The sequence below is a fragment of the Mesorhizobium sp. J18 genome, assembly GCF_007829525.1.
Taxonomy (GTDB): Bacteria; Pseudomonadota; Alphaproteobacteria; order Rhizobiales; family Rhizobiaceae; genus VLJP01.
The window spans coordinates 1-15,158 of sequence record NZ_VLJP01000054.1 but is presented as its reverse complement, the minus strand read 5'-3'; the positions used below and the strand labels follow the sequence as shown (position 1 = coordinate 15,158).

Below are 15,158 nucleotides of genomic sequence, written 5' to 3'. Positions count from 1 at the left end.
ATGATGTCGTGGGTGACGTCGCCACGACTGTAACGGGCACATTGGATGGCCTTCTCGGAGGCTTGCTTGGTGGCGGCGACACCGGCCCTGTTTCGACCGTCACGGACACGCTGGATGGCCTGCTCGACACCGTGCCTTCCGTATTGACGGGCACTGTCGAAGCGGTCACAGGAACGCTCGACACGGTAACCGACGCTTTGGACGACGTGGTGGGCGGCATCACCTCGACGGTGACGGGCACGCTCGATGATGTCGTGGATGGCGTCGCCACGACTGTGACCGGTACGCTGGACGGCTTGCTTGGAGGCATATTGAGGGGCTCCGACGAAACCGCGCCGACTGAAAATCTTGCCTCGACTGCTGCCGACAGGCTGGATGATGTGCTCGATACCGGCACCTCGACGCTGGCTGGTGCGACCGATGCGGTTGATGATGTGGTGTCGGTGGCCACCGGCGTGGTTGGGGGCATCGCCTCGGTGACGACAGGAGTGCTCGACGGTGCTGGCAGCTTGCTCAAGGAATTGCTGGGAGGCGGCAGTGCTTCCGGACCTTTGACGGCGGAGCCGGCAATTGAAGGTGCGGAACTGGCTGCGAATTCCGGAAGCGATGAACACGGCCTTCTTGAGAGTCCCACGCCAGAGGACGATTCGATCTCGGTCGCGGGTCTGGGTGACAGCCTCTTCGATTATGGACAGGAGCAACCGAACATATTTGACGCTGCCGAAGGGGCATTGCAGTTCTCGGATGGTCTCATCAGTCTTTTGMCCCCGACGATAAGCTTCATCGGTCAACCCATTATTGACGGCAATGACCATCATGATTTCGCAAATTCCAATGGGTCACTGCTTCACGGTCTGATTTAAGGCGCCGATTCGGTTTGGCCTGACTGTCGACAGGGGATAGAAGTCGAAAAGGCGGCATGCTGCCGCCAATTGACCGCATTTTTGCGTAGGACGTCTAAAAGGGACGATGGTGATCAGGAACGACCTCCACAAAGAGGGGCGTTTCTGAAATAACGGCGTCCCACGTCCAAGCAGCGCCTGAGCCAGTCGAGTAGCGGAAATCTGATGAAAGCCGAGTCCGAAACGCATTCCGCGGGTGCTCCGCGGATAAAATCGATACTGGGCAGCTTTCAAGGTTTCGGGGGAGGTGCCCTGCGGCGTCCCACTCTTGACGAGATGAACCGGGTTTTCACCGTAATCGTCTTGGGCTGGGCGGGCGTCGTCGGCAGTGTCGTCAGCATATTGTTCATCGGCGCCATACTCCATGCTTTCCTGCGGCTTTTTCAGCGCAAGATCGCATTGCCGGCCGACCGCGGCGTATGGGCAATCGCGGTCGCCTTTGTCTTCTATTGTGCGGCGGATGCAATTTCGGGGACGGTGAATTATGACGGCTGGAATACGCTGAGCGAGGTCGTGGAGACTCTGCCGTTTCTTGGCTTCGCCTTCGTTTACGGACGGCTAAGTCTGTCGGAACGCAAGGATGTCCTGAACTCCGTCGAATTCGCCGCCATTTCCGGATCCTATCTGACTTTGATCCTCGTCATTTTCGAATTTGCGTTCACCGGTCACGTGAGGGCGGAAGGAATGGCCGGCAATTCCGGCGTATTGGCTCTCATTGCGGCAATCCTCTATGGATTCTGCCTGCTGAGTACCGTCAGAAGACAGGGGAAGCTTCGGTGGCTTGCCTTGACAGCGGCTGTCGCGGCCGGCACGACCCTGTTATTGACCGGGACGCGTGCCCTTTGGCCATTTCTCGTCATTGCGCCTTTCATTCCGCTGGCGATCCTGCGGCCACGTATCAATTGGCCGGTAGCCCGAAAGGCTGCATTGATTGCCATGCTGCCGATAATCGCAGTCGCCTATCTGACCTTCCACATGGTGGAAGCTCGCTTCGAGGCCATCGTCAACGATTTCGAGAAGATTGAGTCTGGAGACTACAACAGTTCGATAGGCGACAGGCTGATTCTCTGGCGAAACGGCCTGGATCTCGCTGCCGAAAGGCCGATTCTGGGCCAAGGGCCGGGCGCCGCCCAAGGGCCGGATTCAAAGACCATTGGCTATACGCATTTCCATAACTTCCTGCTCAATGCGATGGTAAGATCCGGATTGCTTGGAGTGGCCGCGATCCTCGGAATGTTTATAGTGCCTTTGTGGGTGTTGATACGTCGGCGTCACGACGAAGTTTCCCAGTTTGGAATAGCGATCCTGGTTACGGTACAAACAGCGTTCCTTTTGAGCGGATCTGTAGGGATCATGTTGGGGCACGACATCCACGACGCCCTGTTTATCTATGCCACGATCACCGCAAGCTTCCTGGTCCTGGGGGGGCGGCGACCGGGACCGGAAGGCTATGTTTCGGTTGCCTGATCTCTCATCGGAACCATTTTGCAGTCAGCATAATCTGTTCAAAGGCCGATATGGGGCGGATACTGGTTACCGGGGCAAGTGGACTCATAGGACGGCATCTGGTGATGCGTCTTGTGCGTGAAAGGCACGCTCTTGTGCTTGCTCACCGGGCAGGGTCGAGCTTGTCGCAAGCTGAAAATCACGCGACACTGATCGATATCGGAGAAGTCAGTCAGCAGACGGACTGGCGAAAGGCGCTCGAAGGCTGCGACACAGTGATTCATCTTGCGGGCCAGGTGCCGGAACGCGGAGTGCCAGCCGATACCTTTAACAACGTCAACGACAGGGGCACAGCTCGACTCGTCGAGCAGGTATCCGAAAAGGGCGTCAGACGCTTCATTTTCCTTTCGAGCATATTCGCGGTTGCGAATCACGCTGAAAACATGCCGGTGGATGACATGTCGCCTCCTCATCCTGCGTCGGCTTACGGCCTTTCGAAACTCGCGGCCGAAAGGCATGTCGCGAGCTTTGCTCGCTCGGGAGGCATCGGCGTTAGCCTGCGGCCGCCATTGGTCTATTGCGGGGAAGCCGGCGGCAATTGGCGGCTTTTGCAGCGGCTTGCGGCTTCACCCTTGCCGCTTCCCTTCGCGGCCATTGACAACCGGCGCAGCTTTATCGCCATCGAGAACCTGGTCGATGCGATCGTTAGGGTTGTTGATGCGGGGGAGAGGGCCATTTCCGGCGCCTTCGTCGTGGCGGACGACAGAGCCATCAGCCTGCGCGATATCTTGTCCTGGCTGCGCGAAGGCATGGGGCGGCCCCGGCGCCTTTTCAGGCTCCCTCCAGCAATGTTGCGTCTTGCGCTCAATGCTTCCTTTCGGGCAGGACAGGCGCAGAGCCTGCTTGGGAATCTTCAAATCGACGCATCGGGTTTCAGGCAGGCCTATTCCTGGTCGCCGCCCGTGGCCACCCGCGATGCTGTGCTGCAATCCGGCTCGCAATTCGTCGCCCTTTGTTCCGGAGCAGAGGGGGTATCAGACGCCGTCCCTGTACGGATAAAGAGCAAAAGGCAGAAATGAAGAGACTGCTTGATCTTGCTCTGGCGGCAGTTGGGCTTGTGGCGCTGTCGCCTCTCATGGCCGTGATCGCCATTGTGATCTACTGTTCGTCGCCTGGCCGTATTGTGATTGCCCAGGAGCGTGTCGGACGCAACGAAAAGATCTTCAAGTGCTTCAAGTTCCGGACGATGACCTTGGACGCGCTCCAGGTCGGTACGCATGAAGCCTTGGAGAGCTGGATTACGCCGGTGGGAAAAAAGCTGCGCAATTTGAAGCTTGATGAGCTGCCGCAGCTTTATAACGTGATCCGGGGCGATATGAGTCTGGTTGGGCCGCGCCCGTGTCTGCCGACCCAGGACGATGTTATCTCGGCACGCAGGCAGCAGGGTGTTTTCAGTATCAGGCCCGGCATAACCGGGTTGGCGCAGGTCACGGGCGTCGACATGTCGACACCTGTCACCTTGGCGGAAGTCGACCGAATCTATCTGGAGACCCAGTCGCTTCGCGGAGATCTCAAGATTATTGTGCATACCATTTTCAGGATCGGTGGCGGCACCATGGTTCCCCCCGAAGGCGAGTGATTCCCGCTGACCGAAGCCGTAATTTCGTCTAATGAATGTGAATGGGGTTGACTGGAGCGCCACCCAATTTTGCCGGGGAGCTCCGGCTTCATGGATCGGAATTGCCATTGCACCCTCGACCGCAGGTTAGCGCCGTCATCGTCACGTATAACCCGTCCCTTGACCAACTGGGGCGGCTTGTCGATGCCGTTTCCCCGCAGGTGGACCATCTGTTCATTATCGACAACGGCTCGAGCGGGGATATCGAAGGCTGGGTTGCCCGACAGAAAGCGGCGATTCATTTCACCGCTCTCGGAGAAAATTACGGAATCGCCTATGCTCACAACGTGGGTATCGGGCAGGCCCGCATCGAGGGTTCCGATTATGTCCTGCTTCTCGACCATGACAGTCTACCAGCGCCCGACATGGTGGCCAGGCTTGTCGAGGCGGCGGAGGCTAAAAGAGCTGAAGGCGTAAGGGTGGCCGCAGTCGGTCCGCGCTATATGGATGACAGGCAGAGGAATCCCGTGCCCTTTATCCGGATAGATGGATTGCGGCTGGTGCGCGGGACTTGTGATTCGCCTAAGGCAATCATCGAAGTCGACTACCTCATCTCTTCCGGCTGCCTTATTTCAATCACCGCCCTCGAAGCGGTCGGTGGTATGTGTGAGGACCTGTTCATTGACTATGTTGATATCGAATGGGGCTTGCGCGCGCGTCACCAGGGCTTTTATTCCTTCGGTGTCTGTGCGGCGCGTATGCATCATTTGCTGGGCGAGGAACCAATCTACTTCCTGAAGCGTCATATTCCCGTGCACAGCCCGCTCCGCCACTATTATCATTTCAGGAACGCCGTATGGCTCTATCGCCAGTCATGGCCCAGAACCAACTGGAAGATTGTTGATGGCCTTCGTCTTGCCAGAAAATTCGTCTTTTACAGTCTCGTGACGCCCCCACGGCTGAAGCATGCCGGGATGATGGCTCTCGGCATTGCGCATGGCCTCTCGAGCAGGATGGGAAAGAAGTGACAATCGCCGAAAGAATGGCCGTTGACGCCAGCGAGCCAATGCTCACCATTTCCATCGTGGTGTTCAGGCCCGATCCCGCCACCATCCGCGCAACGCTGGCGAGCTTGGCTCACGCATTGCTTCCTGTCGGGCCGCAACGGGCCAAGCTTTTCATCATCGACAACTCCCCGGAGGAGGACGAGCGCGATTGGCTGCGGGTGATCCCTCCGCAGCTCGCATTCGAGGTCATTTCTGGCCATGGCAATATCGGCTATGGCAGAGCGAACAATCTCGTGATCGACCGTCTTGGTCATTATCATCTGGTACTCAATCCGGATGTCGTGATGGAGCCTGAGGCGCTTTCCAACGCGCTCGCCTTCATTAGCGGCTATCCCGAATGCGGCCTTATTACCCCGGCTGCCTTTTATCCGGATGGCAGACGGCAATATCTCTGCAAACGCTATCCCAGCCTCCTGGATCTCCTCTTGCGCGGATTTGCCCCGCCCGTCGTGAGGCGGCTCTTCCACCGGCGCCTGAACCGCTACGAGATGCGAGACAGAATCGGCGACGAGGTGGTGTGGGATCCACCCGTGGTCAGCGGTTGTTTCATGCTCTTCCGCAGCGAAGTCTTCCGCGAGCTTGGCGGCTTCGACAAGCGTTATCGACTTTATTTCGAGGATTTCGATATCTCATTGCGCGCTGGGCGCATCACCCGTATCGCCTATGTACCGACCGTGCGGATTGTCCATAGTGGCGGCGTCACTGCGCGCAAAGGCCTGTGGCACATTCGCGAGTTCATCCGCTCCGCAGGTATATTCTTCTCGGTCCACGCCCATAAGTTCTATTAGCGGATCTGCCAAACCCGTTGTCATTTATTCGGGCAGAAGGTGGAAGCACAAGGTTGCAAAAACAGGTCCTGACCCTAAGCTTCTTTTCAAGGCTCGCATTGCACCTGAAGATCAAAAATTACGATACTTGCCAGGTAGGTAATATAAAGCCCCGCGACCTTTCGGTACGCGGGGCTTATAAGTGGTGAGGATCTCATAAGAGATCAGCCAAGCAGACCGCCGTCGCCCAGAATGCCATCGGCTGTGCCGAGCGCGGTTCCGAGAAAGCCTTCGATGCCGAGGCCTCCGCCTTCGCCGAGATCGTTGACGACGCCGCCAGGGCCAATGATGTCACGGTATGCATCGCCGATACCGCCAAACGGATCACCTTGTTCAATGCCGGTGATCAGGTCGCCCAGAAGTCCGCCGTTATTTAACAGATTCCCAGTCGTTGTCTCACTGTGGGTAGCTCCAGGTGAAACAGTTTCTGCAACGTTCTCAATGACGTCTTGTCCCCCCCACAGAAGGGAACTTACACCACCAAGCAATCCAGACAAACCACCAAGCATGACAGCCTCCTGTTCTGGTACTAAACAAGCCGCCCTTGCAGGGCGAGCTCAAATACTATTCCAATTTTATTGAGTTTGTGCAACTATTATCTGAGATTTTCTATTAATTAGATGATGCGATATGAAGAACTTTAGTAAATACTCAAATACTATTGTATGAAATGGAATAGGTTAAATTCCATATTTTATGTTATCCAGGACCGTGACTAACGGAACGTGGAAATATCGGCATGGGGTAATTTCCACGCTTCCCTCGGAAGGCCGGCTGGATTTCCCAATTGGACCTTCCAGATACAAGGCCCCGCCGGCAGTTGGGAGCCGACGGGGCAAATGAATGTAAGCTGCTTGGTGGTAGTCTCACATTCGAACTGCGAGAGAAAAATTCAAATGAGTCGTTTTTGCGATTGGTTGATCACAAATGATATCAGGTCCTTAATGTAGGTTTCTGACGCCCCGGCGAATGCCGATGGCGGAAGATCGTCGAGATAAGCTTGCCATATTGTCAGTAGGGCGGAAGGGAAGCCTGTTCGACATGGCCAATTCCCGGCGCGCCACGCTCGGCATCACTGTTCTTCTGGATTCGATGGCGGCAACTCAGCACCCATGACGGCCGAAAGCTCAAGTCTCCCGCCGATCTGATACTCCAAACCATACCCGGGACTTCCTCTTTCCCGGCTTTGTACCACATATGCGCGACTTGCAATTGCATCGGATAGGCTATAGCGCCCCAATCGAGCCATTTTCCCGGTCAAGAGACGTCCGATAGCGTGACCGCATTGCAGATGGAGAGGAAGTGATGAAGGGGATTATCTTGGCCGGTGGTACCGGAAGCCGGCTGTATCCACTGACGCTTTCGGTTTCGAAACAGATACTCCCCGTTTACGACAAGCCGATGATCTACTATCCGCTCAGTGTGCTGATGCTGGCCGGAATCCGCGAAATCCTGGTGATTTCAACCCCTCGCGACCTGATGGGATTTCAAAACCTTCTCGGCGATGGAAGCGAGTTTGGCGTCGAGTTTTCCTATGCCGAACAGCCTCATCCGAATGGCCTTGCCGAGGCATTCATTATCGGCCGCGAATTTATCGGCACTGACAATGTAGCCATGATCCTCGGGGACAATATCTATTATGGCGAGGGACTTTCGCGGCTCTGCCGTTTCGCTGCCGAGTTAAAGCATGGTGCGGCGGTTTTCGCCTATCGGGTCGAGGATCCGCAGCGTTATGGCGTTGTCGCATTCGATCATACTGGCAAGGCGCTCTCGATCGAGGAAAAGCCGGAGAAACCGAAATCCAACTGGGCCGTGACCGGGCTTTACTTCTATGACAATGATGTCGTGAACATAGCCTCGTCAATCACTCCTTCCGCGCGGGGAGAGCTCGAGATCACGACTGTCAACAACATCTATTTGGAACGCGGTCTGCTGCATGTGCATCAACTCGGCCGTGGCTATGCCTGGCTGGACACCGGCACCCATGACAGCCTGCATGAGGCGTCATCCTTCGTGCGTACAATCGAACACAGGCAAGGCATCAAGATCGCCTGTCCGGAGGAAATCGGTATGGAAATGGGGTGGCTCGATCCCGAGCGTGTCCTGGTGAGGGCCGAAAAGCTCGGCAAGACCGACTACGCATCTTACCTGAAGCAGCGTGCAAGGGATATTTCGAACTCATGATTACCGCCAAGCCTCTCGACCTCCGGGAAGTACTCGAGATCATCCCACGGCAATTCGGGGACAACCGAGGCTTCTTTTCCGAGACCTACAATCGTCAACGATTTGCCGAAGCCGGGATCACGACCGAGTTTGTGCAGGACAATCACTCCTATTCCGCATCCAAAGGCACCTTGAGAGGGCTTCACTACCAGTTGCCGCCGCGGGCCCAGGATAAGCTCGTGCGTGTAGTGAAGGGCGCCATTCTCGATGTTGCCGTCGACATACGCAAGAGTTCACCGGATTTCGGCCGATGGACTGCTCTGCTCGTATCGGCCGAAAAATGGAACCAGATTTTCATTCCGAAAGGCTTTGCGCATGGCTTCGTTACCTTGGAACCAGATACGGAAGTGATCTACAAGGTAAGCGATTTCTATTCTCCGGAACACGATCGCTCCATTCGGTTTGACGATCCGGCTATCGGAATCGACTGGACATTGGACGCAAAGGAATTCCAGCTTTCGGAAAAGGACATCAATGCACCGTTTCTGGCGGATGCAGAGATATTCGATTAAGGGGAACGCTGATGAGGACCATCCTAGTGACTGGCGGAGCCGGCTTTATAGGGTCCGCCGTATGTCGCCATCTGGCTCGTGATCCCGAGATCAGGGTCGTCAATGTCGACAAGCTCACTTATGCCGGCAATCTCGCCTCGCTGCGGTCAATAGAAAACCAGCCGAATTATTGCTTTCACAAAGCCGATATCTGCGACGAGACTGCGATTTTGGCGATCATGCATGCGGAGAATATCGACGCCGTCATGCATTTGGCTGCCGAAAGTCATGTGGATCGCTCGATCGACGGGCCAGGGACCTTCATAGAGACGAATATCGTCGGCACATATCGCCTGCTTAATGCGGCACTCACCTATTGGCGTGGGCTGCCGGAGGCACGACGGGATGATTTCATTTTCCACCATGTCTCAACGGACGAGGTTTTTGGCGATCTTCCCTTCGACAGCGGGATTTTCACCGAAGAAACTCCCTATGCGCCCTCCTCGCCTTATTCGGCCTCGAAGGCGGCCTCGGATCATCTTGCCCGCGCCTGGCACGAGACTTACGGGCTGCCGGTCGTGCTTTCCAACTGTTCGAACAATTATGGCCCCTATCACTTCCCCGAAAAGCTCATTCCCCTTGTCATCCTGAATGCCCTCCACGAGAAGCCGTTGCCCGTCTATGGCACCGGCGCGAATATCCGCGATTGGCTCTATGTGGAGGATCATGCGCGCGCTCTTGCGCTGGTGGTCAGCAGAGGTGTGCCTGGCGAGAGTTACAATATCGGCGGGCGTGCCGAGCGCAGCAACCTGACGGTGGTGAAAACGATCTGCGATATTCTCGACAAGAGGAAGCCGAGGGCATCCGGGAAGTCTTATCACGATCTGATAGCTTTCGTTGCCGACCGGCCAGGACACGACCGACGCTACGCGATAGACCCTTCAAAGATCGAACGGGAGCTTGGCTGGAGGCCGGAGGAGACCTTTGAATCAGGGCTCGCCCGCACCATCGACTGGTATATCGACAATGCCTGGTGGTGGCGGCCCATCCGCGAGAAGAGCTATTCCGGGGAGCGTCTCGGTACCGTCGAAGCCAGGGGGGCCGCATGAAACTGCTCGTCACAGGGCGTCACGGGCAAGTCGTCCGCGCTCTCGTCGAGCGGAGCGGGGGTAACAGGGCCTTTGAGACTGTCGCAATTGGAAGGCCGCAGTTCGACCTTGCGAATGCCGCGACGATCCGGAATGCCATGGAAGAGGAGCGCCCGGATGTCGTGGTTTCGGCTGCTGCATATACGGCCGTCGACCAGGCCGAGAGCGAGCCCGATGAGGCCCATAGAATCAATGCGGTCGGCCCCGGTGTTCTGGCGGAAGCCGCCGCGCAGATGGATATTCCGATAATCCATTTCTCAACCGACTACGTCTTTTCCGGTATGTCGCCTGAACCCTATAGCGAGGAGGATCAGCCGGATCCGCAAAGTGTCTATGGTCGCACCAAGCTTGCCGGCGAGGCGGCTGTGGCGGCTGCCAATCCGCGGCACGTTATCCTGCGCACAGCCTGGGTTTACAGCCCTTTCGGGAAGAATTTCGTCAAGACCATGTTGCGCTTGGCCTCTGAAAGGGACGAGATCGCAGTGGTCTCGGATCAATGGGGAAACCCTACCTCGGCTCTCGATATCGCCGACGGCATCGTGCAAATCGCAGGCCGGCTCGCAGAGAAGCCGTTCGACAAGTGCTTCGGCATTTTCCACCTTGCAGGGACTGGTGACACGACATGGAGCGGGCTTGCGGAAAAGGTGATGCAGGTGAGCCAGGAGAATGGCGGGCCTTTTGCCGGCATTCGTCCGATCACCACGGCGGAATTTCCGACCAAGGCGCGAAGGCCTGTCAATTCCCGGCTGGCTACCAGAAAGCTCGCCCAGGTTTATGATTGGGTTGCGCCCGACTGGCAGCGCTCAGTGGAAGCGACGGTCGTCCGCCTGCTTCAATCGCCGGATGGCCCATCCTGACGGGTGCCTAATGTGGGATCGCGCCGCCTGCACGCTCATTGATGCCATGCGGAAATTATCCAAATCTGCCTCGTATCGGCATGACGGAACAAGATGCTTGATATCATAAGGACTGGCCTCACGGATATCCGTGCCGGCCTTGGCAAGCGGAAGATCTGGATGGCGCTGGCCAAGGAGGATGTCGGCGACAGCCTCAAGCGCACGCGGCTTGGCCGGTTATCGCTGCTGCTGAATTATCTTCTTTTCGTCGGCACTCTATTGTTCGTCTTCGGGAGAAACGACCCGAATTATGTAATCTACCTGGCCTGCGGTTTGCTTGTATGGAACTTCATCACCGACACGATTACGCCGAGCGTCACGCTGTTTGTTGGTGAAGAAGCCTTCATCAAAGGAACAGTGCTGCCACTCTTCGTCTATGTCATGCGGCACACCATGCGCAGTACCATCCGAGCGAGCTATGCGCTGATTGGTGCTGTAGGCATCGTGCTTTACGACAAGGGCGTGAGTACCGGCTGGCTCTATGCCGTGCCAGGCATGGTCTGGATCGTGCTGACCGCGCCGGCGGCGGCAACCATTCTTGGCATACTTGGCGTGCTTATGCCGGACTTGAAGTTTTTCGTGCAGAATATCATGCGGCTCGCCTTCTTCCTGACGCCTGTCTTCTGGTATCCGACAGGCGGGCGATTGCGGGATCTCCTCTACGATTGGAACCCCTTTACCCACTATGTCGACATCGTTCGGCAGCCGGTCATCTCGGACACGATACCGCTCCATTCATGGGCAATATGCCTTGCTTTAACTGCACTTGTGTGGGCGATCGCCATCCTGCTGCTTGGCCTCTATCGGAAGAAGATCGTTTTTCTGCTTTAGGATCATGGTTCACATTCGCGTCGAAAATCTCGGGCTCCAATATCCCTTGCAGAAGCGAAAGACGCTTCTCGGGCGGATGTCTCCGATCGCCGGGCAAAATTCCCTTGCTGGCCGGAACGGCAAGACGGTCAATCGCGTGACTGCGATCGACGGCATCAGTTTTTCACTCTCGGCCGGCGACAGGCTGGCGGTGATAGGAGCCAATGGCGCCGGCAAGACGACGCTGCTCAAAGTGCTTTACGGGATTTTCGAGCCCACCTCCGGCAGCGTGGAAATACAGGGGCGGGTGGATGCGCTCTTCAACATCAATCTCGGCTTTCGCCGCGAGGCCACCGGGCGGCGCAACATAGAGCTGCGCGGTCTCATCAATGGCTGGAGCAAGGCGGAGATTGACGAACGTATGGACGAGATCATCGCCTTCAGCGAGCTCGGCGAGTTCATAGACATGCCCTTCAAGCTTTACAGTCAGGGCATGGGTGCCCGCCTTGCCTTCGCCACCGCGACCAGCTTCAGGCCCGAAATATTGCTGATGGACGAATGGATTGGCGCCGGCGACCTGAATTTCCAGAAGAAGGCCAAAGAGCGGATGCAGACGATGGTCGAGGCGGCTGGAATCATCGTACTCGCCTCCCACAATCCCGCCATCCTGCGCGCCACCTGTTCTCATGGACTTGTCATGGAACGGGGCAAGGCGCTGTTTTTCGGTCCCCTGGAAGACGCACTTGCCCATTATGAAAAGCACAGCGAAAAAGCTGACAGACAGTCCCGGTAAACGGTTCTAGTCAGCCGGTGCTGTTCCGCTTTGCAAGCGCGCAGATGTACCCCATTCATGGAACAGACAGCCACTTGTCTTCGGTCATGATACGTGAAGCGCTGGCTGCCGGCTGTTCCGTGCAAGAGGCAGTCACCATTGCTGCTGTTCGAATGCCACGCCAGCCGCACTAGGAAAATGCGACCAGAGGGAAGGTTGCGCGGCAAGCCAAGGACAACTGAAGGACGTTTGGAATAGTGGCATGAGAGCCCGGCACTGGAGTTTCCGGGCTCTCGTCTTTTCCATCAATTCGTAAGGCTACTTTACGATTATGGTTCCTTGCATTCCATTTTTTTCGAGATCGCGGACGGACCATGTATGGAATCCTGGTCTGGCTGCGACGAACTGGACCTGGATTGTTCCGTGTGCGTCGAATTCGAGCCATGCTGGTGCGCCGTTCATGTGCACTTCGAGGTCGTTGATCACGATCTGGTTCATCCAGACATTTCGGAACAGGTCGGTGAAGAACTTGTATTCGAGATTGCCCTGGGATGTGATCTTCCAGCGATAGGCCTGGCCCGCCTCCAGCTCGAAACTGGTCTGGTTGACCGCGAAGTCGTCTTCGGCGGAGCCGAGGATCAGTTCCGGCAGGTCCTTGCTTGCCAATGTCACCTGGCCGCCGTCGTCATCATCGTCATCGTCATCCTGGGCCATGACGGCCTGGGATTGCAGCATGGCCGCCAGAGTAGCGGCCATGAGAGCCATGAGAAATTTTCGCATCGGGTATCCTCCACTTGTCAATCCTGCTTGGGTAATCCTGCTTGGTCAGTTCTGCTCATTCATTCGGGGACACGACGACGCCCCAGGGCTGCTCGCCCACGGTCACCGACTGCACGGCCTCGTCGGTTGCCACGTCGATGAAGGTGACGTCGTTGGAGATGCCGTTGGTGCTGACGATCATCTTCTGGTCCGGCGTGAAGGCGAGCTGCCAGACGCGCTGGCCGACCAGGACATATTTCTCGACCTCGTAGGTCTCGGCATTGACCACGGCGACGCGGTTGGCGGGGCCGAGCGCCACATAGGCCTTCCTGCCGTCGGCGCTGATGCGCACGCCCACCGGCTGGATCGATTCGGGACGCAGGCCGGGTATCTCGAATGTGATCTTGTGCTTGATCTCGCGCGAGGCATTGTCGATTACCGACACGGTGCCACCGATCTCGGCGCTGACCCAGACCTCCGATCCGTCCGGCTTGAACTCGGCGAAGCGCGGGCGCGAATCCACCAGCACGTTATGCGTGATCTGATGGGTTTCGGTATCGATGAAATGGGCCATGTTGGTCGTCTCGGAGGTGTTGACCAGCGTCTTGCCGTCCGGACTGATGCCCATGCCTTCCGGCTCGACGCCGACGGGGATCTCCGTCACAACCCTCTTGCTTTCCACATCGATCGCCGTGACCAGATTGTCGTCCTCATTGGCGACATAGAGCATCTTGCCGTCGGGAGAGAGCACGAAGAGTTCCGGGTCCGGCCCCGAAGGCAGCGTGCCGACGATCGAATGGCTGGAGGTGTCGATGATCTCGACGGTGTCGTCGTCGGAGGCGCACAGATAGATGAACTTGCCGTCATGGGAAATGGTTATCCCGCGCGGCCGCTGGCCCGTATCGATGGTGTCGACCACCTCCATGGTCTCGGTGTCGATGACGGTGACCGTGTTGCCCCGCTCATTCGACACATAGGCCATATATGCGGAGGCCGGAGACGACATCGCCGCCCCCGCGACGATCGCGCCGGCAAGCACGTATAGGTGATTTCGCATTCACTCTCCTCCCACTGCAATGGTCAGTTCAGATCGCAACTGGTCTCGGGCTCGTCGATCCCCAGCGTGTCCAGCTCCGATACCTGGTGCAGGAAGCCTTCCTGCGGCGATGTCGAGACGACGGAGCGGCCGTCGCCGAGGAAGACCGGCTGGCGCAATTGCTGGTTCCACTTGCGGAAGGTCAGCCGCTGGCCGCGGAACGCGGCGACCTGGAAATCGTCGGAGCGCACGAACTCGGCCACCTTCGCCGGATCGCCGCTCTGCGTCCGCGTCACCGCTTCCCCGATCACCCGCGCCGCCGTCCAGGCCGACATGTCCTTCGACAGCATGCGGCGGCCGATCGCATCCACGAACCGGTTCTGGATCTGCGTGCCGCCCCACTGCTCGCTGGCCGGATGCCAGGCGGAGGCAACGAGCCCCGCCGTGCCGGCTACCGGACGCGGAACCCAGGTGCGGTAGGGCAGGTAGGTCCCGAAGACCTCGCTCTCGTCGGCCACCAGCATCACGTCGTGCTCGGGAAGGTCCTGCGTGAAGACCGGCATCTGCCGCTGGATCTGCACGACGCCCGTGTCGCTGCGCCGCGCCGTGCCCCTGTCCTCGAACAGCTTCTCCGCCACGATCTGCCCGCCGAAGCGGTCCGCCGCCCGCCGCAGCGCATCCGCAAAGAGCCGGTCCGGCTCATGCGACCCATAAAGCAGCACCCAGCGCCGCCACTGCTTCCAGATCAGATACTGCGCCAGCCCGTCCGCAAGCATGGTGCGCGTCGGCGCGGTGTGGAACACGTTCGCCCGGCACTCCTCCTCGCGCAGGACATCGTCATGCGCGCCGACATTGAAGATGATGACACCCTCCTGGCCGGCAAGATCGGCAATCGACAGAAGCTGCTCGGCCGAAAGGTCGGCCAGGATATAGCGCACCCCCTTCGCCATCATCTCCCGGAAGGCCCCGGTCACGTCCGAGCCAGGCTCGACCTCGGTCACATCAAGCGTGAATTCCTGGCCCAGAAACGCGCCCGTCGTGTTGTTGTCGGCGATCGCAACCTCCGCACCCGCAACACCCTCATCGCGCGGCGGAACGTCAAGAACCGACAATGCAAGCCCAGGCGCATAAGCCCGCATATAACCAACCCGGATCTCAAGGGG

Annotated in this window: 16 protein-coding genes; 12 read left to right on the top strand and 4 right to left on the bottom strand. The window is 57.7% G+C overall.

All coding sequences use genetic code 11. From position 1 onward, the window contains the following. The 6 genes from L598_RS21495 to L598_RS16935 form a co-directional block, all read left to right on the top strand. Positions 1-863, top strand: an 863-nt coding sequence (locus L598_RS21495; RefSeq protein WP_210245017.1) for a hypothetical protein, incomplete at its 5' end; no start/stop codon positions are given. A 204-nt stretch (positions 864-1,067) separates the two neighbouring features. Next, positions 1,068-2,369: an O-antigen ligase gene (locus tag L598_RS16955; RefSeq protein WP_144864442.1), complete on the top strand. Its 1,302-nt coding sequence runs from the start codon at positions 1,068-1,070 to the stop codon at positions 2,367-2,369. Between the two features lie 50 nt (positions 2,370-2,419). Beyond that, entirely contained in the window at positions 2,420-3,427 is a 1,008-nt protein-coding gene (locus L598_RS16950; protein WP_144864441.1) for an NAD-dependent epimerase/dehydratase family protein, read from the top strand. Continuing rightward, positions 3,424-3,987: a sugar transferase gene (locus tag L598_RS16945; RefSeq protein ID WP_144864439.1), complete on the top strand. Its 564-nt coding sequence runs from the start codon at positions 3,424-3,426 to the stop codon at positions 3,985-3,987. Before L598_RS16950 ends, L598_RS16945 begins: the two co-directional genes overlap by 4 nt. A 107-nt stretch (positions 3,988-4,094) precedes the next feature. After that, on the top strand, positions 4,095-4,994 hold the full coding sequence (locus L598_RS16940; RefSeq protein WP_246658805.1) for a glycosyltransferase family 2 protein: 900 nt from the start codon (positions 4,095-4,097) through the stop codon (positions 4,992-4,994). Continuing rightward, on the top strand, positions 4,991-5,821 hold the full coding sequence (locus tag L598_RS16935; RefSeq protein ID WP_246658804.1) for a glycosyltransferase family 2 protein: 831 nt from the start codon (positions 4,991-4,993) through the stop codon (positions 5,819-5,821). The genes L598_RS16940 and L598_RS16935 overlap by 4 nt, the downstream gene beginning before the upstream one ends. Positions 5,822-6,024: 203 nt before the next feature. Here the strand turns inward: L598_RS16935 and L598_RS16930 are convergent, their stop codons facing one another. After that, complete coding sequence (locus tag L598_RS16930) at positions 6,025-6,369, bottom strand: hypothetical protein (protein ID WP_144864435.1); 345 nt, start codon at positions 6,367-6,369, stop codon at positions 6,025-6,027. 796 nt (positions 6,370-7,165) lie between these two features. On the opposite strand from L598_RS16930, the gene rfbA reads away from it, so the two are divergent. The 6 genes from rfbA to L598_RS16900 all read left to right on the top strand — a co-directional run bounded on the left by rfbA (position 7,166) and on the right by L598_RS16900 (position 12,221). Further along, positions 7,166-8,044: a glucose-1-phosphate thymidylyltransferase RfbA gene (gene rfbA, locus L598_RS16925; protein WP_144864433.1), complete on the top strand. Its 879-nt coding sequence runs from the start codon at positions 7,166-7,168 to the stop codon at positions 8,042-8,044. Then, positions 8,041-8,595, top strand: a complete 555-nt coding sequence (gene rfbC, locus L598_RS16920) for a dTDP-4-dehydrorhamnose 3,5-epimerase (RefSeq protein ID WP_144864431.1) — start codon at positions 8,041-8,043, stop codon at positions 8,593-8,595. Before rfbA ends, rfbC begins: the two co-directional genes overlap by 4 nt. 11 nt (positions 8,596-8,606) lie before the next feature. Next, positions 8,607-9,683 carry a dTDP-glucose 4,6-dehydratase gene (gene rfbB / locus L598_RS16915; protein ID WP_144864429.1) on the top strand — a complete coding sequence of 359 codons (1,077 nt, stop codon included), beginning with the start codon at positions 8,607-8,609 and terminating at the stop codon, positions 9,681-9,683. Further along, entirely contained in the window at positions 9,680-10,579 is a 900-nt protein-coding gene (rfbD, locus tag L598_RS16910; protein ID WP_144864427.1) for a dTDP-4-dehydrorhamnose reductase, read from the top strand. Before rfbB ends, rfbD begins: the two co-directional genes overlap by 4 nt. Positions 10,580-10,672: 93 nt before the next feature. After that, the gene (locus tag L598_RS16905) at positions 10,673-11,449 is read left to right on the top strand and encodes an ABC transporter permease (RefSeq protein ID WP_144864425.1); all 777 of its coding nucleotides are present in this window, start codon (positions 10,673-10,675) and stop codon (positions 11,447-11,449) included. A 4-nt stretch (positions 11,450-11,453) separates the two neighbouring features. Continuing rightward, entirely contained in the window at positions 11,454-12,221 is a 768-nt protein-coding gene (locus tag L598_RS16900; protein WP_144864422.1) for an ABC transporter ATP-binding protein, read from the top strand. A 297-nt stretch (positions 12,222-12,518) separates the two neighbouring features. On the opposite strand, the gene L598_RS16895 is transcribed toward L598_RS16900, so the two are convergent. From L598_RS16895 to L598_RS16885, 3 genes are all read right to left on the bottom strand, one after another. Next, complete coding sequence (locus tag L598_RS16895) at positions 12,519-12,980, bottom strand: hypothetical protein (RefSeq protein ID WP_144862632.1); 462 nt, start codon at positions 12,978-12,980, stop codon at positions 12,519-12,521. A gap of 55 nt (positions 12,981-13,035) precedes the next feature. Further along, positions 13,036-14,016, bottom strand: a complete 981-nt coding sequence (locus L598_RS16890; protein WP_186445011.1) for a YVTN family beta-propeller repeat protein — start codon at positions 14,014-14,016, stop codon at positions 13,036-13,038. 23 nt (positions 14,017-14,039) lie between these two features. Beyond that, a partial coding sequence (locus L598_RS16885; protein WP_144864421.1) for an ABC transporter substrate-binding protein occupies positions 14,040-15,158 on the bottom strand: 1,119 nt, incomplete at its 5' end.

Coding starts and splice junctions, on each gene's coding strand:
- L598_RS16955 (WP_144864442.1), top strand. CDS start 1,068: ATGAAAGCCGAGTCCGAAACGCATTCCGCGGGTGCTCCGCGGATAAAA.
- L598_RS16950 (WP_144864441.1), top strand. CDS start 2,420: ATGGGGCGGATACTGGTTACCGGGGCAAGTGGACTCATAGGACGGCAT.
- L598_RS16945 (WP_144864439.1), top strand. CDS start 3,424: ATGAAGAGACTGCTTGATCTTGCTCTGGCGGCAGTTGGGCTTGTGGCG.
- L598_RS16930 (WP_144864435.1), bottom strand. CDS start 6,369: ATGCTTGGTGGTTTGTCTGGATTGCTTGGTGGTGTAAGTTCCCTTCTG.
- rfbA (WP_144864433.1), top strand. CDS start 7,166: ATGAAGGGGATTATCTTGGCCGGTGGTACCGGAAGCCGGCTGTATCCA.
- rfbC (WP_144864431.1), top strand. CDS start 8,041: ATGATTACCGCCAAGCCTCTCGACCTCCGGGAAGTACTCGAGATCATC.
- rfbB (WP_144864429.1), top strand. CDS start 8,607: ATGAGGACCATCCTAGTGACTGGCGGAGCCGGCTTTATAGGGTCCGCC.
- rfbD (WP_144864427.1), top strand. CDS start 9,680: ATGAAACTGCTCGTCACAGGGCGTCACGGGCAAGTCGTCCGCGCTCTC.
- L598_RS16905 (WP_144864425.1), top strand. CDS start 10,673: ATGCTTGATATCATAAGGACTGGCCTCACGGATATCCGTGCCGGCCTT.
- L598_RS16900 (WP_144864422.1), top strand. CDS start 11,454: ATGGTTCACATTCGCGTCGAAAATCTCGGGCTCCAATATCCCTTGCAG.
- L598_RS16895 (WP_144862632.1), bottom strand. CDS start 12,980: ATGCGAAAATTTCTCATGGCTCTCATGGCCGCTACTCTGGCGGCCATG.
- L598_RS16890 (WP_186445011.1), bottom strand. CDS start 14,016: ATGCGAAATCACCTATACGTGCTTGCCGGCGCGATCGTCGCGGGGGCG.